The sequence below is a fragment of the Pseudomonas baetica genome (assembly GCF_002813455.1).
GTDB classification, from domain to species: domain Bacteria; phylum Pseudomonadota; class Gammaproteobacteria; order Pseudomonadales; family Pseudomonadaceae; genus Aquipseudomonas; species Aquipseudomonas baetica.
Genome location: NZ_PHHE01000001.1, coordinates 5,135,659 through 5,154,055, shown reverse-complemented (window position 1 = coordinate 5,154,055; position 18,397 = coordinate 5,135,659). Strand labels below are relative to the sequence as shown.

The window sequence follows — 18,397 nt, the reverse complement described above, 5'->3', positions numbered from 1 at the left end:
TTATTCGGTCTTGCCTTGGCTGACGCATTCGCCGCGTCGCCACAGGCTCCATTGGCCCGGTTCGTAGCGGGTCCAGGTTTCGTTTTCGGTCAGAGGTTCGGTGGCAATCACCGTCACCACATCGTTGGGCGTGGTTTCAGCCTGGAAATCGACGATCACATCGACGTCCTTGAGCCGCGCCGGGCCGAACGGTGCGCGCCGGGTGATCTGCGCCAGTTTCGTCGAGCAATAGCAGAACAGCCAGTCGCCATCGCTGAGCAGGCAGTTGAACACGCCTTTGCTGCGGTATTCGGCGCACGCGGCAACCAGATCCGGCAGCAGCACTTCTATATCGACCGGTTCCGGAAAGGCTGCACGTACGCGGTTGAGCAAATCGCAGAACGCCGCTTCACTGTCGGTATCGCCGACCGGGCGGTAGAAACTTTTGATCGGGGTAAAATCGGCGAGCTGACCATTGTGTGCGAAGCACCAGTTGCGCCCCCACAGTTCGCGGACGAACGGGTGGGTATTGGACAGGCAGACCTTACCGACGTTGGCCTGGCGGATATGGCCGATGACCACTTCGCTCTTGATCGGGTAACGCTGCACCAGATTGGCGACTTCCGACTCGCAGCTGGCGGCCGGATCCTGGAACAGCCGCAGGCCACGGCCCTCATAGAAGGCGATGCCCCAGCCGTCGCGGTGCGGGCCGGTGCGCCCACCGCGCTGCATCAGCCCGGTGAAGCTGAACACGATATCAGTCGGCACGTTGGCACTCATGCCCAGTAATTCACACATGTGCGGACTCTCGGGAGTTACAGACGCGGCTCGACCCGCATGCGCTGCGGATTGTTCGGCACTGGCGGGCGACCGTAACGGTCATCACCGGCGCCACCGAACGGTTGGTCGTCATCGCGCTCATCGGCGCGGGCTGCTGCTTTGGCCGCTTCGGCCTGTTCACGGCGAGCCTTGGAGGCCCGTTCGATCGGGAAGCGGATCAGCACGTAAATCAGATAGATGCCGAACGCGATCATGCCGTACATGAACAGATCGGAGACTGCGCGCCAGGCGTTGTTGCCGACCTTGAACGCCAGATCCAGCGCGGTGATGGCGATGGCCGGGGCGACCTTTTCCTTCACCGGGTCAACGATGGTCGGGCTGAACAGCAACACCGCCATCAACACACGCAACGGCTCGCGCAGCCAGCGCCACATCCAGGTGGTCAGGCGCAGCCATACCAACAGGCAGCCTACAGCGGCAAAGGCGTAGAGGCCCCAGGCGATCAGATAGTCGTTCTCGGTCATGGTGTCCATGGCAAGGCAGGCAAAGAGGCGCTTATAGTAACGACTTTTCGCCCGCCAGGCTTGTCCCAATAGACACACAACCTGTGGGAGCGAGCCTGCTCGCGAATACGGACTGTCAGTTGAAACATTGTTGTCTGACCCACCGCTTTCGCGAGCAGGCTAGCTCCCACAGGGTTTGCGCTGGTAACCAGAGCTGCGAAACCCCCTATTCCGTACATTGTCCGAGAGCCTTCCATGCCCGTATCCGCCAACGTCACCAGCGCCCCGATTGCCCACAAGGCGGCCGGCGCCGACCCGTATGCCTGGCTGCAGGAGCGCGACACCGACGCGGTGCTCGACTACCTCAAGGCTGAAAACGCTTTTCAGGAAACACAAACCGCCGATCAGGCCGAACTGCGCGAAACCCTGTTCGAAGAGATCAAGGGCCGCATTCTGGAAACCGATCTGTCCCTGCCCTCGCCGTGGGGGCCGTACCTGTATTACACCCGCACCACCGCTGGCGACGAATATGCCCGCCACTATCGTTGCCCACGTCCGGCGGACGACAGCCTGACCCTCGACGAAAGCCGCGAACAACTGCTGCTCGACCCGAACGTTCTGGCCAATGGCGGCTTCTTCTCACTGGGCGCGTTCAGCATCAGCCCCGATCACCAGCGCCTGGCCTACAGCGTCGATGCCTCGGGCGATGAGATCTACACGCTGTTCGTCAAGGAACTGGCCAACGACAAGGTCAGCGAACTGGAATTCGAGGACTGCGACGGCAGCATGACCTGGGCCAACGACAGCCTGACCTTGTTCTTCGGCGTGCTCGACGACACCCATCGCCCACACAAACTGTTCCGTTATCGCCTCGACGGCACCGCTGCCGAAGAAGTCTTCCACGAGCCGGATGGGCGCTTCTTCCTGCATTGCTACCGCGCAAGCTCCGAACAGCAATTGCTGCTGTCGCTGGGCAGCAAGACCACCAGCGAAGTCTGGGCACTGGACGCCAATCAGCCACACCTGCCCTTCACCTGCCTGGCACCGCGCGTCGAGGATCACGAATACGACGTCGATCACGGCGTGCTCGATGGCGTGTGGACATGGTTTATCCGCACCAACCGCGACGGCATCAACTACGCCCTGTATCAGGCCCCGGACACTGGCATCACGCCGACAGAAGCCGATTGGCTGAACCTGATCCCGCACAGCGACACGGTGATGCTCGATGGCGTCAGCCTGAACACCGAGGCCATGACCCTGAGTCTGCGCGAAGGCGGCCTGCCAGTCATCGAAGTTCACCCACACGGTCTGGCGTCTTATCGCGTGCAATTGCCGGACGCGGCCTACAGCCTCTACGTGCAAAACAGCCTGGAGTTTGAAAGCGATCGCATTCGTCTGCGCTATGAGGCGCTGAATCGCCCGGCCCAAGTGCGCCAACTGATGCTGGCCAGCGGCGAACAGACCGTGCTGAAAGAGACCCCGGTACTCGGCCCGTTCGACGCCGACGCTTACGTCAGCCAGCGCCTTTGGGCCACCGCGCCGGACGGCACGCAGGTGCCGATCAGCCTGGTGATGAAGCGCGAAATGGTTGGTAAAGCGGTGCCGCTGTATCTCTATGGCTATGGCGCTTACGGTTCGAGCCTTGATCCGTGGTTCTCTCACGCCCGCCTGAGCCTTTTGGATCGTGGCATGGCCTTCGCCATTGCTCACGTGCGCGGCGGCGGCGAGTTGGGCGAAGCCTGGTATCGCGCCGGCAAGCAGGAACACAAGCACAACACCTTCAGCGACTTCATCGCCTGCGCCGAGTTCTTGATCTTCAACGGCATCACCACACCTGAAAAGCTGGCAATCAGCGGCGGCAGCGCGGGTGGTCTGTTGATTGGCGCAGTGCTCAACCAGCGCCCGGACCTGTTTGGCGTGGCGATTGCTGAAGTGCCGTTCGTCGATGTGCTCAACACCATGCTCGACCCGGATCTGCCATTGACCGTTACCGAATACGACGAGTGGGGCAATCCTGAAGAACCGGACGTCTATGAGCGAATCAAGGCCTACGCGCCTTACGAAAATGTCACAGCGCAGGCTTATCCCGCGACGCTGGTGATCGCCGGTTACAACGACAGCCGCGTGCAGTACTGGGAAGCGGCCAAGTGGGTGGCGAAATTACGCGCGACAAAAACCGACGACAATCTGCTGCTGCTCAAGACCGAACTGGGCGCCGGGCATGGCGGGATGAGCGGGCGCTATCAGGGATTACGTGACGTAGCCCTCGAATATGCATTTGTGTTCAAGGTTTTGGGCCTGGCCTGAGGAACTCCGCCGGTCACTTGGGTCTTAACTCAAGACTCCGGTGGTCGATAACACACAAAACCCAGTGGGAGCGAGCCTGCTCGCGAATGCGACCTGTCATCCACATCGTCGGTGACTGACACTACGCTTTCGCGAGCAGGCTCGCTCCCACTGGGGCAATGTACAGCCTTGAAAATGTGAAAACAAAAAGACCGCAACGACATGTCCGAACCCACCTTACTGAACAACGAAATCCGCGACTGGCTGATGGACTGTGGCCTGTTCGATCAATTGCAACTGGCCGACTTCGCCGCGGCCTCGGGCTACTTCAGCATCAGCACCGTGGCTGAAGGCGAAGCGATTTTCCGCGAAGGCGATGCCGGCAGCTTCATGTGCATCCTCCACAGTGGCCAGGTCGCGGTACAGAAAACCGGGCCCGACGGCCAGGTGATCACAATGGCGACGCTGCGCAGCGGTCGGGCCTTCGGAGAAATGGCCGTGCTCGACGGTGAACGGCGTTCGGCCACGTGCATTGCCGCGAGCCATTGCCAGTTGCTCAATCTAGGCAAGGACTCGCTGGAGAAAATGCTCAACGACGCGCCAAAAATCGCCGCCAAGATCATCCGCGCCCTCGCTGTCTCCCTGTCCAAACGCCTGCGCATGGCCGACGGCCAACTGGCAGCGCAACAGGTTTAACCGACCGGGGATTTGGCCTTGGTACCGCTCGGTTCAATACCCGGCACCGGCTGATCCTTGATTGGCGGGCTGGGCATTTCGATCGGCACCAGCGGCGGACTGCCACTGCCGGCGCCAGACTTGGGGATGTTGATCGGCGTGATCTGCGGATACGGCGTGGGGGTTGCGGTGCCGGGCGAGCCTGGCTGTGGCGCCGGACTCACCGGAATGGTCTGCTGCGCCTGCACTGCAGTAATCGAGAGCGCGGCCAGGGCAATGACCGTTAGAATGGTGCGCTTCATCAAGGGCTCCGTTGGCCTTAGTCTGTGCTCAGGCTACTCCCAACGCGCCTGCTTGCCTTCCCCCTTGTAGAGATTTCCATGAAACGTTTCGTTCTGCTCGACACCACCCCGATCCCTGAAAGCGGCGGTGCCCTGTGCCTGTTCGAGTATGGCGAGGACTTCGTCATCAAGATCCAGGGCGGCGACGGAGGGCAGTTGATGAACACACGCATGCACGGTTCCGAAGATGCGCTGGCCGAGATTCCCTGCCGCAAGGTCGCTGGCCGGCCGGATTCGCGGGTGCTGATCGGCGGCCTGGGCATGGGCTTCACCCTCGCTTCGGCGCTCAAGCATCTGGGCAAAAGCGCTGAAGTGGTGGTCGCCGAACTGGTGCCGGGCGTGGTCGAGTGGAACCGTGGCCCGCTCGGTGAAAAGTCCGGTCGGCCGCTGCTTGATCCGCGCACGGTGATCCGTCAGGACGACGTGGCTAACGTGCTGCAAAGCGAGCCAAACGGCTTCGACGCGATCATGCTCGACGTCGATAACGGCCCCGAAGGCCTGACCCAGAAGGCCAACAGCTGGCTGTACTCCGCCGCTGGTCTGAATGCCTGCGCCAAAGCCCTGCGCCCGAAGGGTGTGCTGGCGGTTTGGTCGGCCAGCGCCGACCGGCTGTTTTCCGACAAATTGAAGAAGGCCGGTTTCAAGGCTGAGGAAGTCCAGGTGTTCGCCCACGGCAACAAGGGCACGCGCCACACGATCTGGATTGCCGAGAAGCTCAAGGGCTGAGCTAAACTCTGCACATAACCGTCATTAGTCTTCTACAAAGGTGAACCCATGAGTTCGTCCACCCCAACCAACACGTCGAAGCTGGATCGCATCCTCGCCGACAACCAGCGCGACAAGGAAATGGGCTACCGCGACAAGGCCCTGAAGATGTACCCGCACGTCTGTGGCCGCTGCACCCGTGAATTTTCCGGCAAGCGCCTGAGCGAACTGACCGTGCATCACCGCGACCACAACCACGACAACAACCCGCAGGACGGCTCGAACTGGGAGTTGCTGTGCCTGTATTGCCACGACAACGAACACTCGCGCTACACCGACCAGCAATACTTCAGCGAAGGCTCGCTGAGCACGCCGAAGATTGCCAAGGCCACGCATAACCCGTTTGCCGCCCTGGCCGGGTTGATGAAGAAAGAAGACTGAATATTTTCAGTGCCTGACCCGGCCCTTTCGCGACCAAGCCCGCTCCCACCGTTGGAATGCGTTCACCTGTGGGAGCGGGCTTGCTCGCGAAAGCGGTCGATCAGACACCGGTAATCCGTGATCTGACTACAACTGCCCAATCCCCGTATAATCGCGCTCTTTTTCCCGAAGGCACCCCGCTCGTGGCAGACAAACGTTACAGCTGCATTGGTTTGTACAACCCCAAATCACCGGAGAACGTCGGTTCGGTGATGCGCGCCGCCGGCTGTTACGGCGTGGCGTCGGTGTTCTACACCGGCAAGCGTTATGAACGAGCCGCCGATTTCGTCACCGACACCAAGCGCGTGCACTACGACATCCCGCTGATCGGCATCGACGATCTGAAAAAAATCCTCCCGCTCAACTGCGTACCGGTTGCCGTGGAACTGGTCGACGGCGCCCGCCCGCTGCCGGAATACACCCACCCGGATCGCGCGCTGTACATCTTCGGCCCCGAGGACGGCTCGCTCGATAAAGAGATCCGCGACTGGTGCGAAGACGTCGTGTACATCCCGACCACCGGTTGTATGAACCTCGCCGCCACGGTCAACGTCGTGCTCTACGACCGCATGGCCAAGGGCCTGAACACCCGCTCCGGGCCGAAATTCCGCTGAGGCGTCGCACATCCGATGGAACAAGCTGACCGCTCCGGCAGTCAGCTTGTGTATCCATTACTCATTGCCTGGAGAAAGATCATGACCGAGCTCAAACGCGTCGAGCGTATCGAATCCACCCCGTTTCAGTCCCCAACCGATCAGAACGTACAGGGCTGGGAGCGTATCGGCTCGCTGGCCGGCGGCGTGATCATGGTCGGCAAGGGCTTGCGCCGTGGCGGGGTGTTCGGTTTGATTCAGGTGGCGATTGGCGGTGTGGCCATGGCTCGCGGGATTACCGGGCACAGTTCGGTGAAAAGCCTGTTCGAGAAAAGCCGTCAGGACATGAATAACGTGCGGGCCAAGATTGAGCGCGCTGGCGAAGAACTGAGCAAGCTCAAAGCCAATGCCGAGGCGGCGACGAGCACGGCGACGGTGACCGGCAATGATTCGGTGAAATCGCCGAAAGCCGGGGTGTGATCCTGAATTTGTTGTGAGGTCTGTGGCCTCTTCGCGAGCAGGCTCGCTCCCACATTTGATCTGTGTCGAACACAAAACCAGTGTGGGAGCGAGCCTGCTCGCGAATGGGGATGTTACTGAAGCAACGCGCTATCAAGCACTTTGGAGGACTCGCCCAGAACACTCTCGGCCAGTTGCACAAACGCCTTGGTACTCACCGTCCCCAGATGCATCGCCCCACGCAACACGTCATCCAGCGAGCGCTTGTTGTGGGTCGTCAAGCGGATCTCGCCATCCAGCTCCTGCAACATCGCCACCGCTCTTGAGACCTGTGCCGGGCTGATCTGCCCGCCGCGCAGCGTCGTGACCTTTGCGCCATCCTTGGCCAGTTTCGCCTGCAAAGCCTGATAACGCTCATCACTCATGCCGCCCGCCCGGCGCACCAGCTCGATCGCGTAATACTCGGCAAACCCTTCGCTGATCCAGTCGCTGCGCTGCTCGTCATTGATCCGCCCGAACACCTGCGCCAACTCGCGCACCAGCGCACTGCTGCCGCTTTCGCTGACCAACGGCAACCGCGTGTTGAGGTAGATCGATTCGTGCGCACCCACACTGCCGCGCCACATCGGATCGTTGGCGCCGACGATCAACAGTTTCGTCGGATGGCGTGGATACAACGCCTGCACTTGCGGCCAGACAAACGTCAGCAAGGTCAGTACGTCCATGCGGCGCATGCCCTGCCCTTGCGGCGAGGCCACGGTGACTTCGGTTTCGCCCAGACGCGTGCGACGGCTGCCCAAGTGCCCGGCGAGCATCCATCCGGTCGGGCGGTCGAACAGGCGCGTGGGGTTGTCGATGCGGAATTTGTTTTTGCCGATGCGCGGCCAGGCGGTTTCGATGCTTTTCCAGCCGTCGGGCAATTCGAATTGCAGACGCGAGACCAGTTCGGTGCCGTCCTGCTGATCGAGTTTGGCCGCTGGCACCAGATCATCACCGCGCAGCAGCGCCCAGCTCGGCGTCATGCGGGTGTCGAAGCTGCCGTTCTTGCGGCCGTGGCTGATGCGCACGCGATAGGTCAGGCTGGACGGGTTGTTGGCCGGACGCCAGACGCCGCGTGTCTGCTTGCCCGGTGTCAGCAGCCATTGGCCGTCGGTCTTGAAGTCGCTGTAGTGACTGCCGTCGCCGAGGTCGAAATCGAGACTGCGCACCGCCTCGCCTTTGGCCAGGGTCAGGCGCACTTCGGCCTGATCGCTCTGCGGCAACAGGCGCACGTGATAATCCAGATCGACTTTCTTCGCCGCCCACACCGGCGCACTCAGCACCAGCAGCCCGGCAATCACCACCCGCCGCAATCCCACAGCCATACACACTCCTTGTTGAAACATGAATCTGTGGGCGTTTAACCCGCCCGGAAAATCAGGTGATCTTCCCAGTCATCCTCCGCCACGCTGCCCTCGGCGAGCATGCGTCCGGACTGGGAAATACGCTCGTGGTGCACCGCATCGCGGTCGCCGCACACCAAGTGGTGCCAAAGCGGCAGATCCTTGCCCTCGCTGACGAGTCGATAACCGCAGGTCGGCGGCAGCCATTTGAATTCTTCGGCCTGACCTGGAGTGAGCTGGATACAGTCCGGGACAAACTTGATGCGATTCGGGTAATCGCTGCACTGGCAGGTTTTCAGATCCAGCAGTTTGCAGGCGATGCGCGTGTAATAGACGCTGTTGTCTTCTTCATCTTCGAGTTTTTGCAGGCAGCACAGACCGCAGCCGTCGCACAGCGATTCCCACTCCTCGTGATCCAGTTGATCGAGGGTTTTGCGTTTCCAGAACGGTTCGACTTTGGCGGCCATGGCTCAAGCATCAACATCAGGTGGTGAAAAGGCCGCCAGTCTAGTGCCCAAGGCCTTGCGGGCCAAGCGCTGGCGACTGCCGGTAAATCGTGCTTGTCAGCCGAATCGCCGCCCAGTAGGGTTTTGCCACGAATTCATGACTCAAACACAGCAAGGAATCTTCGATGAGTGCCAACCCTCGCGTTGCCGATTACGCCATCCACCCACAGTTCACCGATCGCTGGTCGCCGCGCGCCTTCACCGGCGAAGCGATCCCGGAAGAAACCCTGCTGAGCTTCTTCGAAGCGGCGCGCTGGGCACCATCGGCCTACAACTCGCAGCCGTGGCGTTTTCTCTACGCGCGTCGCGATACGCCGAACTGGGAGCGTTATTTGGGCCTGCTCAACGAGTTCAACCGCAGCTGGGCGCAGCACGCTTCGGCACTGGTGATCGTGATGTCGAAAACCACCTTCGCCGTTCCGGGTGCCACTGAAGAAACACCGGCGTTGTGGAGCACTTTCGACACCGGTTCGGCATGGGGCCATCTGGCACTGCAAGCAAGCATCAGCGGCTGGCACACCCACGGCATGGCCGGCTTCGATCAGGAGCTGACGCGCAAGGAGCTGAGTATTCCTGAGGGTTATGCGCTGCATGCGGCCGTCGCAGTGGGCAAGCTGGGTGACAAGGCGACATTGGCCGAATACCTGCAAGCCCGTGAAGAGCCGAGCCCGCGTCGTCCGCTGAGCGAACTGGCGGCTGAAGGCGATTTCACCCTATAGAAGCCTGCACAAAAACAAAGTGGGAGCGAGCCTGCTCGCGAAAGCGGTGTGTCAGACAACAATGATGTTGGCTGACACACTCTCTTCGCGAGCAGGCTCGCTCCCACCTTTTGACAGGGGAACACTCAATAACCGCGGTTGAAATCCACTTCCCCGCGCAACGCCTCGCCCGCCTGATACGCCTTCAGGTTGTCGACAAACAACTGCACCATCAACGCTGGTGAAGTCGGCGCCGAGCTGTGCCCGGTCAGCAGCAAGCCCCACGCCGTCCAGAACGGATGACGCTGCGGCAACGGTTCCTGACGGCAGACGTCGATCACCGCACCCGCCAGATGCCCTTCCTTCAGGGCGTCCACCAGATCCGCATCAACTACCGCCACGCCGCGCCCGACGTTGATGAACAACCCGGTCGGCTTGAATTGCTTGAACAACGCCGCATCATAAATATCGTGGGTCTGCGCCGTGTTCGGCAGCAGATTGACCACGTAATCCACCTCGCCCACCAGCCGTGGCAGATCGGCCATCGAACCGACTTCGACAAACGGTGCCTGCTCGCGGGCGCTGCTGGCAATGCCGTACAACTCGACGCCGAACGGCAGTAGAAACTGCGCCACGCTCTGACCGATGTCACCGGTGCCGACGATCAATACTTTGCGTCCGACCAGACTCTGCCCGGTGCGGTTGTCCCACTTGCGCTCAACCTGGCTGACCAGTCGCGCCAGCACTTCGCGTTCGTGCCCAAGCATGTAAGTCAGCACGTATTCAGCCATCACCTGGCCGAAAATTCCCACCGCGCGGGTCAAGCGGTAATCCCGGCACAAGCCGCCGGCAAGCAACGGCGTGATGCCGGCCCAGGTCGATTGCAGCCATTGCGGTTGATGGCCCTGACGCAACAGGGTCGCCAGCAGATCAGGCTGACCCAGCCATACGGGGCAATCGGCGGCCTGACGAGCCAGCTCAGCGGAGTCGCCGCTGGTCAGCACGTCGAGTTCGGGCGCTGCCTGTTGCAGCAGCCGGGCGTATATCGCGTGGTCGTGTTCAGCAATCAGAACGCGCATCTTCAAACCTTTCGCAAACCGTGCAGACAGCCGCCGGATTGAGGGCGGCCATCGCGGTAAAAACAGTTCCAGGGTTAGCAGAGGCCCAGAACAGGGCCTCGTCGATCAGACCGGGTCGTTGCGTCGCAGCAACTCTTCGGGCAAGTGCTCGATGTACTCGTCCTCGGCCGGTGGCATTTGCAGGTGATAGCCCTGCTTGTCGAGGTTTTCCAGAACCACGACGATGTCCTCGCTGGCCAGTTTGCGCTCCGGCGAAAGCACCAGATCGAACGAGTGTTTCGGTTTGCCGAAGGCCAGCATCAGCGCTTCCGGCACGCGCTCGAGGGCATCACTTTTAAGCACGTAAAGGTACATGCCGCTACGTTTCGAGCTTTGGTAAATGGAGCAAATACGTTTCAAGGCTGTTCTCCGGCGGTGGCCAGGCTGTCGAGCAGCTTCTGACCCATGAGTTCGCGGCGCCAGCCACGCAGCGACTCAGGCAATTGGTAAGGGCCCTCGGGGAAGCCGCTTTTGACCAGCGCCTCGAGGGTTTTCTTGCGCAGCATCAGCTCTGGCGCGATGTCCAGACGCTCGGCCTCGGCCTGACCCAGGGCGCGCAGTTGTTTGATCAATGCAGCCGCTTCGATCGGCAACGGCTCCGGCACAGCGGGCGGCCATTGGTCAGGCCCCACACTGCCAGAGCGCTTGATCAGATCAAGCAGAAATTCGCCGTCCTGACGCACGGTACGCGGGTGCATGTCTTCGATCTTGCCCAGCGCACTGAGGGAGTCCGGTTGCGTGCGGGCCAGCGGCCACAGCGAATGCTCACGGACAATGCGGTTGCGTGGCAGGTCACGGGCACGGGCCTCGCGTTCGCGCCAGGCGCACAGCTCACGCAGCACGGCCAGTTGTGCACGGGACAGTTTCCACGCCAGTTTGGCCTCGCGATAGACCTCATACGGATCGGTTTCCCGACGCAGATTGGCGACCAGTTCGGCGCCGTCCTCCAGCACCCAGGCGAATTTTTCGTCAGACAGTTTCGGCCGAAGCTGTACGAAAACCTCCGCCAGATGCACAGCATCTTCGGCGGCGTAGCTGATTTGCGTGTCGGACAACGGGCGCTGCAACCAGTCGGAGCGAGTCTCGCCCTTCGGCAGTTCGATGCCGAGCACGGCCTGCACCAAACGCGAGTACCCCATCGAGAAACCGAGGTTCAGATAAGCGGCGCCCAGTTGGGTGTCGAACATCGGTGCCGGCAGGCTGCCGGTCAGGCGCAACAGGACTTCGAGGTCTTCGCTGCAGGCATGCAGGACTTTGAGCACCGCCGGGTTTTCCAGCAATGCCGCCAGCGGTTGCCAGGCGTTGATGGTCAGCGGATCGATCAGGTAGGCGCGTTTGCCGTCGCCGATCTGCAGCAGACCGGCAATGGGATAGAAGGTGTCGACCCGCATGAATTCGGTGTCGAGGGCCACGAAAGGCAGCTGCTGCCACTCGGCGCAAAATTGCGCGAGGCTTTCGTTGTCGCGAATCCAGTGAATATCGATGGCCACACGGCTCTCCCTTGAAGAATGGCGCGCAGTATATATCGCCACTGGCGATTTACGCGCCTGCGAAGGGCAAGAGCTGTAACGAAAGGTCCTGCCAAAGAGCAAGAATAGTCTGACAGAGGAAACAGACAGGCCCGTAACGTAGAGCTGCCGCAGGCTGCGATCTTTTGATCTTGTTTTTGAAGATCAAAAGATCGCAGCCTGCGGCAGCTCCTACAGAGGTGACCGGTGAAAACCCGCTCAGTCCTTGGCCAGCACGCCGTCGATCACCGCACCCCGGCAACCGGCGAACATATCCAGCCCCGGCTGATACACCTTGCTGCGCACCTCCAGCAGGCCAAGCATCGAGTGGAACAGGTTGTCCTGGCTCAGCGGTTTGTCGCGGCTCATTTGCAGGCAATGAGTGTCGACCGAATAGGCTTTCTGGTAGTTGTCGGAGAACCACGCCAGCATCGCCACATGTTTCTGTTGCTCCGGCGCCAGCAGGTAAGGCGTGCCGTGCAGGAACAGGTTGTACTCGCCCAACGACTCGCCGTGGTCCGACAGATACAGCATGGCGGTATCGACTTTGTCCTGGTTGGCACGCAAGACATCGATCAGGCTCGACAGCACATGGTCGGTGTAGACCAGCGTGTTGTCGTAACCGTTGACGATACTTTCGCGGCTGCAATTGTTCAGCGCGTTACTTTCACAGACGGGCGTGAAGTGCTCATATTCCTTTGGATAACGCTTGAAGTACTCCGGGCCGTGACTGCCCATCTGATGCAGGACCAACACGGTGTCCTTATCCAGATGATCAATAAAGCTCTGCAGACCTTGCAGGAGGATTTCATCGCGGCATTCGCTGTTGGCGCACAGCGTCGGGTCTTTCAAATTGCTGACATCCTGCAAGGTGACACGATCACAAGTGCCCTTGCAGCCGGACTGGTTATCGCGCCAGATCACGTCGATACCGGCACGCTTGAGCACATCGAGCAGGCCTTCTTCGTTCTTCGCTTTACTGGCGTCGTAATCCTTGCGGCCCATGTTGGAGAACATGCATGGCACCGAGACGGCGGTTTCAGTGCCGCAGGAATGCACGTCGGTGAAGGCGATCAGCCCCGCTTCCTTGTCCAGTTCCGGCGTGGTGTCACGGTTATAACCGAGAATGCCGAAGTTCTCGGCACGCGCACTTTCACCCACCACCAGTACGGTCAGGGATTTACGCGGCTGAATGTTCACACTCGGGTTGCGTTGCGCGTCCTCGCCGACCTTGATGAACGGCTGGCGAGCCGAGACGACCTGCTCACGCAAGTAACCGGCCGACGCACCAATGTAGTTGCTCGGCACCAGCATCAAACGCAGTTCATGATGATTGCGAAACAGCGACGACAAGCCCTGATAGTTCGCCAGCGCCACACCACCGATAACCGCAACCGACGCCACACTGACAATAACTTTGCTGAACAACTCGCGATGCCAGCGGCGATAGTTTACCGGAACTTTCCACAACAACCAGGACGGTATAACGCCGAGCAGGAATATATAAGAAAACAACTTCAGAGACAGCAGATCACGCACTTCCGTGACATTGGTTTCGGCAAAGTTGCGCAACATGCCCGCGTCAATCATCACGCCATATTGGCTCATGAAATAAGCCACACCGGCGCTGATCAGAAACATCAGCGTCAGCACCGGTTTAAGCAGCGAACGGAAGGCCAAACACGTCAGCACAATGTTGAACGCCGCGAAGATCATCACCCCGAAAGCCACGCGCATGACGATGCCTTTGCCGTCCCCGGCGGTGATCTCGAACAGGTGCTGCCAGAGCACAAAATTGAAACCCAGCAAAAGAAAGGCGCTGGCGATCAACGTCACCCATTCCGGGCGCACGGCTTTTAACTTGAACATAGAGGTGGGCAATTCCTGAATAGAAAAGCCTTGGCCAACTGTGAAAAGTTCATTAACCAAGTCATGACAAACTTTAGGCAGGTAACCATCAATTTTTTGTGAAAAAGACGCCAACGATTAGTTGGCATTGGGTGATAAGTTAAAACTGGCGACGTATTTGAGAATGATTCAGCTCTGGTTCAGCGAACAATACGTGCCCCCTGTAGAGCTGCCGCAGGCTGCGATCTTTTGATCTTGTTTTTAAAGCATCAAAAGATCGCAGCCTGCGGCAGCTCCTTGGAAATCGGGGGTATTTGATTTTTCGGTGGCGCCATGGGTTTTCTGGTTTGCCCCTCGGACGGGATCGCGCGCCTAATCCTCGGTCCCGGTATCCAAGGTTTGAAGATGGAAAACGTCCGCACCACTGCCCGCCCCGCCCTCTGGCTAATGCTCGCTATCATTCTGGTCGCGCTGAATCTGCGACCGTCGATGGCGGCCATCGGCCCCCTGCTTTCGACGATTCGCGGCGACATCCCGTTGAGCTTCAGCCTCGCGTCGTTGCTGACCATGTTGCCGGTGATGGCCATGGGGCTGGCGATGTTTTTCGGCATTGGCATCAGCCAGCGACTGGGTGAACGGCGCACGGTGCTGCTATCGCTGTTGATAATTGGTCTGGCGACCCTGTCGCGGCTGTTCGTCGATTCGGCGGCGCAATTGATCGCCAGCGCCGTGCTGGCAGGTATCGGCATCGCGTTGATTCAAGCCTTGATGCCGACGCTGATCAAATCGCGCTTCCCCGACAACGTCGCGCTGTGCATGGGTTTATACGTAACCTCGATCATGGGTGGCGCAGCGATTGCGGCCTCCTTCGCCCCACTGGTGATGGGACAAACCGGTAGCTGGCGCCTCGGTTTGGCCATCTGGGCAGCGCTGGCGCTGCTGGCGTTGGTGTTCTGGTGGTTGCAACGCAGGCAATCGCCGACCGTCGCGACCGGTGTGGCGAAGAAACAAGCGTTTTTCAGCAATCCCCGCGCCTGGTTACTCGCGACCTTCTTCGGCTTGGGCACGGCGTCCTACACCTGTGTGCTCGCCTGGCTGGCGCCGTACTACGTCGAAAAAGGCTGGAGCGAACAAAATGCCGGCCTGGTGTTGGGTTTTCTGACGGCCATGGAGGTGATTTCCGGCCTGGTGGTTCCGGCCATCGCCAATCGCAGCCATGACCGGCGCGCATTGCTGGCGACGCTGCTGATGCTGATCATTGCCGGTTTCTGCGGACTGATCCTCAGCCCGCAACACCTCAGCCTGCTCTGGCCGTGCCTGTTGGGCTTGGGTATTGGCGGATTGTTTCCGATGAGCCTGATCGTTTCGCTCGATCACCTCGACAACCCGCAGCGCGCCGGTGGACTGACCGCCTTCGTACAGGGCGTTGGTTATTTGATTGCCGGTCTATCGCCGCTGCTGGCCGGGATGGTTCGCGATCAACTGGGCAGCTTTGAATGGGCCTGGTGGTCGCTGACGGCAGTGATGGTGGGCATGCTGCTCATGGTGCAGCGCTTCGATCCGCGGCAATACGCGCGGCATATCCAGTAATTGCTGACGCGCTTGGGCTAGAGGCCTCTGGCCAGCTTTTCGCAGATTACCGAGGGACGTCGTATTCCTAAAACTTTCTGTCCCACAACTGACCGTGAAATGTCCTACAAGGCTTTCTCCTAGCACCATCGTTCCGTTAGGATCGTTCGCACACGTTTGCGCGGATTCAGCGCAAGGAGCACAGCGAGACGGAACGGATGCTGAACAGTAACTTGCTTCGAAAGCTCGACATGCAGGATCTCATGGTGTTTATCGCCGTTTATGAGCAAAGCAGCGTCACCGATGTCTCGGAGGCGCTGTTTGTCAGCCAGTCCACCGTCAGTTACTGCCTGAAAAAACTGCGTACCAGTTTCGAAGACGAACTGTTCATCAACACACGTACCGGCATGCGTCCGACCTACAAGGCCAGCAGCATGTATGGCCATGTGCAGAAGATTCTCGAAAGCATCAACCTGTGTCACGCTGGCGCCTCGGTGTTTGACCCGACTCAACAAGCGGTCACGTTCAACATCTGCGCCCCGGAGTACTTCGAGCAACTGGTCCTGCCACGTCTGCTGAAGCGCTTCGACTTCGATGACCTGCCGGTGATGGTCAACATGCACAAGTTTGAAACCGACGTGCCGGCTGAAGAACTGCGCGACGGCAGTCTTGATCTGGTGATCAGTTTCGGCCCGAATTTCCACCGTCATCACACGGATCTAAAGTCGCGCATGCTGCTGGAAGATGACCTGGTCTGCGTCTTCGATAAACGTGCCACGCCGCTAGAACCTCGCCTGAGCCTGCAAGCCTTTACCGAACGGCGGCATGTGTTCCCGACGCCCTGGACCTCGACAACCAATATGGTCGATGGCTGGTTGGCGCGACAGGCACAGAAACGCCAGATCGTCGCGCGCTCGAACAGTTACAGCGCGGCCTTGAAGATGATCACCGGCACAGACTTCATCCTCACCCTGCCCCGGCGCATCCAGCGTTTGCTGACCAACGAAGCAGTGTTCAATCACTGTGAGGCGCCGAACGGCTTGCCGGGGTTTACCCTCGACATGCAATGGAGCCAGCAGGTTGATCAAGACAGCGCCAACGTCTGGCTGCGCGAGCAGGTGATTAAAGTGTGCAGTGAGTTGGAAGCGGCCTGAGTCCTACACGCCGATAGCGGTCTTGCTGTAGGACTCTCGATCAATGTCGACAAGCTCGACGCACAGCTGCACTTCGAGGCCCTCTGGCCATTCGCACAACTCCTGCAGCACCGCCAACAGGCTCTGCGAGAGCTGCCTTTTAATTTCCGCTGAGCGACCGCTGAGCAGCGCCAGCTTCACATGGACGAAAGCCCGTTCGCTCATGGCGGTGCCGACCTTGAACGTTTCGACCTTCACCGCGCGGCTCTTGATATCGAACTCTGCCGCGAACTGACCGGACCCCACCAAGGTGTTGTTGAGCCGGATCAACGCGACGTCGGCGTTCAACTGCGGCAGGTTGGCGGTGTATTCCATATGCAGGTGTGGCATTGGGTTGCTCCAGTCAGTCGGCAGAAAGGGCGTACATATAACACAGCGCCGGCTCAGGGCGGTGTGATCGGCCGCTCGCTCATGAACGCTTCAAGCCGTGAACGCAACCAGCGCTCGGCCGGGTCGCTGTCGACGTGGCTGAGCCAGACCATCGACAGATCCAGCGTCGGCGTCTTGAATGGGAACGGCTCCTTGAACAGCAATCCGGAGGTAGCCATGGCTGCGGCGGTGTAATCCGGCAGGCTGGCGATCAGATCCGTGCCGGCCAACAGCGCCGGCAATGCGCTGTATTGCGGCACCGACAGCACGACCTGACGGGTACGCCCCAGCTCTGCCAGCCACTCATCGGCGAAACCGCTGACGTTGGCCGTGTGGGATACCAGCACGTGCGGGCGCGCGCAATATTCATCAAGGGTCAGCGGTGTCGGCGAGGCATCGGCACGCAGGATGCTCGGCTGAATGTGCCGCAGCAGTTTGCGCTTGGCATTGGCCGGCAGGCCGCGAGTCTGGCTGATGCCGACGGTGATGTCGCCGGCGGCCAGCAGGTCGGGAATCCGCCAGTAGTCAACGTGTTGCACGACAAACACCACGTTCGGCGCTTCCTGACGCAACGCGCGCAACAGGGGCGGCAACAGGCCGAACTCGACATCATCGGACAAACCGATTCGGAAGGTCATGGTGCTGACCGCCGGATAAAAATCGCGGGTCAGGCTCAATGCCACTGACAACGAATCCAGCGCAGGTTTGAGGTGGCGGAAGATATCCTCGGCCCGCGCCGTCGGCTCCATGCGATGACCGACACGAATGAACAACGGATCGTTGAGCATCGTGCGCAAGCGGTTGAGTGCAGAGCTGATGGTCGGCTGGCCGAGAAACAGCTTCTCCGCCGCCCGGGTCACGTTGCGCTCAAGCATCAAGGTTTCGAACACCACCATCAGGTTGATGTCGGCCTTGCGTAATTCGTTGCGGTTCATCCATTGCCCCCCATCCCCAAACTGGAGGGCAGTGTAGAAAGGCTATGGGGGCGGCGTCCATCAACCTTTGCAGGGTCGTGTGACGACACCCCGCTCTGGCCCGCACGCTTCAGAAACATCCGAGAACGATTGGAAACAAATGTCTGATAGCCAAAAAAACCTCCTGCGCTAGGCTTGCGTCGATGCGCCACACAGGCTGTCGCACGTAAAAATCGCATGGAGCGAACTGAATGTATTTCGAGATTTACAGGCAATCCAGAGGCACCCCGAGCACCGGCAAAGGGCAATGGCGCTGGAGGCTGCGAGCGGGCAATCACGAGACCATCGCCAGTGGCGAATCGTATGTGAACAAGGCCGATTGTTTGCACGTGATCGAGTTGATCAAGGCTGTGCAGGGGGAGACACCGGTCAAGGAGATTTAGCCGCTCTGCACGACCGACGCACAAGAACGCTCATGAGCTGATCAA

Annotated in this window: 21 protein-coding genes; 10 read left to right on the top strand and 11 right to left on the bottom strand. The window is 59.9% G+C overall.

The features are described 5' to 3' along the window. Together ATI02_RS23810 and ATI02_RS23805 are read right to left on the bottom strand one after the other, a co-directional pair. Positions 1–777, bottom strand: coding sequence for a class II glutamine amidotransferase (locus tag ATI02_RS23810; protein WP_100847538.1), 777 nt, complete (start codon positions 775–777; stop codon positions 1–3). A gap of 17 nt (positions 778–794) precedes the next feature. Further along, positions 795–1,292, bottom strand: a complete 498-nt coding sequence (locus ATI02_RS23805) for an MFS transporter (RefSeq protein ID WP_095187729.1) — start codon at positions 1,290–1,292, stop codon at positions 795–797. Between the two features lie 225 nt (positions 1,293–1,517). On the opposite strand from ATI02_RS23805, the gene ATI02_RS23800 reads away from it, so the two are divergent. Continuing rightward, positions 1,518–3,572, top strand: coding sequence for a S9 family peptidase (locus ATI02_RS23800; protein WP_100847537.1), 2,055 nt, complete (start codon positions 1,518–1,520; stop codon positions 3,570–3,572). 201 nt (positions 3,573–3,773) lie between these two features. Then, positions 3,774–4,247, top strand: coding sequence for a cyclic nucleotide-binding domain-containing protein (locus tag ATI02_RS23795; protein ID WP_100847536.1), 474 nt, complete (start codon positions 3,774–3,776; stop codon positions 4,245–4,247). Here the strand turns inward: ATI02_RS23795 and ATI02_RS23790 are convergent. Then, positions 4,244–4,528, bottom strand: coding sequence for a hypothetical protein (locus tag ATI02_RS23790; RefSeq protein ID WP_100847535.1), 285 nt, complete (start codon positions 4,526–4,528; stop codon positions 4,244–4,246). The two genes, ATI02_RS23795 and ATI02_RS23790, sit on opposite strands and share 4 nt — an antisense overlap. 78 nt (positions 4,529–4,606) lie before the next feature. Between ATI02_RS23790 and ATI02_RS23785 the strand changes: the two genes are divergently transcribed. From ATI02_RS23785 to ATI02_RS23770, 4 genes are all read left to right on the top strand, one after another. Beyond that, entirely contained in the window at positions 4,607–5,293 is a 687-nt protein-coding gene (locus ATI02_RS23785; RefSeq protein WP_095187725.1) for a spermidine synthase, read from the top strand. 48 nt (positions 5,294–5,341) lie between these two features. Continuing rightward, positions 5,342–5,713, top strand: coding sequence for a YajD family HNH nuclease (locus tag ATI02_RS23780; RefSeq protein WP_007911336.1), 372 nt, complete (start codon positions 5,342–5,344; stop codon positions 5,711–5,713). 182 nt (positions 5,714–5,895) lie between these two features. Then, positions 5,896–6,366, top strand: coding sequence for an RNA methyltransferase (locus ATI02_RS23775; protein ID WP_046816778.1), 471 nt, complete (start codon positions 5,896–5,898; stop codon positions 6,364–6,366). 81 nt (positions 6,367–6,447) lie between these two features. Then, on the top strand, positions 6,448–6,825 hold the full coding sequence (locus ATI02_RS23770) for a YgaP family membrane protein (RefSeq protein ID WP_095187724.1): 378 nt from the start codon (positions 6,448–6,450) through the stop codon (positions 6,823–6,825). A gap of 113 nt (positions 6,826–6,938) precedes the next feature. Here the strand turns inward: ATI02_RS23770 and ATI02_RS23765 are convergent, their stop codons facing one another. Both ATI02_RS23765 and ATI02_RS23760 read right to left on the bottom strand, forming a co-directional pair. Further along, positions 6,939–8,168 (bottom strand): hypothetical protein, encoded by a 1,230-nt coding sequence (locus tag ATI02_RS23765; protein WP_100847534.1) that lies wholly within the window; start codon positions 8,166–8,168, stop codon positions 6,939–6,941. A 35-nt stretch (positions 8,169–8,203) separates the two neighbouring features. Then, positions 8,204–8,653, bottom strand: coding sequence for a YcgN family cysteine cluster protein (locus ATI02_RS23760; protein ID WP_095187722.1), 450 nt, complete (start codon positions 8,651–8,653; stop codon positions 8,204–8,206). A 164-nt stretch (positions 8,654–8,817) separates the two neighbouring features. Between ATI02_RS23760 and ATI02_RS23755 the strand changes: the two genes are divergently transcribed. Further along, positions 8,818–9,411 (top strand): nitroreductase family protein, encoded by a 594-nt coding sequence (locus ATI02_RS23755; protein ID WP_100847533.1) that lies wholly within the window; start codon positions 8,818–8,820, stop codon positions 9,409–9,411. A 125-nt stretch (positions 9,412–9,536) separates the two neighbouring features. On the opposite strand, the gene ATI02_RS23750 is transcribed toward ATI02_RS23755, so the two are convergent. The 4 genes from ATI02_RS23750 to ATI02_RS23735 all read right to left on the bottom strand — a co-directional run bounded on the left by ATI02_RS23750 (position 9,537) and on the right by ATI02_RS23735 (position 13,885). Beyond that, positions 9,537–10,469, bottom strand: a complete 933-nt coding sequence (locus tag ATI02_RS23750; RefSeq protein ID WP_095187720.1) for a D-2-hydroxyacid dehydrogenase — start codon at positions 10,467–10,469, stop codon at positions 9,537–9,539. Positions 10,470–10,574: 105 nt separating this feature from the next. Then, positions 10,575–10,868, bottom strand: a complete 294-nt coding sequence (locus ATI02_RS23745) for a YcgL domain-containing protein (protein WP_007911350.1) — start codon at positions 10,866–10,868, stop codon at positions 10,575–10,577. Next, positions 10,865–11,998 (bottom strand): ribonuclease D, encoded by a 1,134-nt coding sequence (rnd, locus tag ATI02_RS23740; protein WP_095187719.1) that lies wholly within the window; start codon positions 11,996–11,998, stop codon positions 10,865–10,867. Before rnd ends, ATI02_RS23745 begins: the two co-directional genes overlap by 4 nt. 237 nt (positions 11,999–12,235) lie before the next feature. Continuing rightward, positions 12,236–13,885, bottom strand: coding sequence for a phosphoethanolamine transferase (locus tag ATI02_RS23735; protein ID WP_100847532.1), 1,650 nt, complete (start codon positions 13,883–13,885; stop codon positions 12,236–12,238). Positions 13,886–14,269: 384 nt separating this feature from the next. On the opposite strand from ATI02_RS23735, the gene ATI02_RS23730 reads away from it, so the two are divergent. Beyond that, positions 14,270–15,454 carry a cyanate transporter gene (locus tag ATI02_RS23730; protein WP_100847531.1) on the top strand — a complete coding sequence of 395 codons (1,185 nt, stop codon included), beginning with the start codon at positions 14,270–14,272 and terminating at the stop codon, positions 15,452–15,454. Positions 15,455–15,651: 197 nt separating this feature from the next. Further along, a complete protein-coding gene (locus ATI02_RS23725; protein ID WP_095187716.1) occupies positions 15,652–16,587 on the top strand; it encodes a LysR family transcriptional regulator in 936 nt (311 codons plus the stop codon). A gap of 3 nt (positions 16,588–16,590) precedes the next feature. Here the strand turns inward: ATI02_RS23725 and ATI02_RS23720 are convergent, their stop codons facing one another. Beyond that, complete coding sequence (locus ATI02_RS23720) at positions 16,591–16,956, bottom strand: 5-carboxymethyl-2-hydroxymuconate Delta-isomerase (protein ID WP_095187715.1); 366 nt, start codon at positions 16,954–16,956, stop codon at positions 16,591–16,593. 53 nt (positions 16,957–17,009) lie between these two features. Beyond that, positions 17,010–17,930 (bottom strand): LysR substrate-binding domain-containing protein, encoded by a 921-nt coding sequence (locus ATI02_RS23715; RefSeq protein WP_100847530.1) that lies wholly within the window; start codon positions 17,928–17,930, stop codon positions 17,010–17,012. Between the two features lie 230 nt (positions 17,931–18,160). Here ATI02_RS23715 and ATI02_RS23710 point away from each other — a divergent pair, with 230 nt between their 5' ends. After that, a complete protein-coding gene (locus ATI02_RS23710) occupies positions 18,161–18,352 on the top strand; it encodes a YegP family protein (protein ID WP_064119674.1) in 192 nt (63 codons plus the stop codon). Positions 18,353–18,397 lie beyond the last annotated feature (45 nt).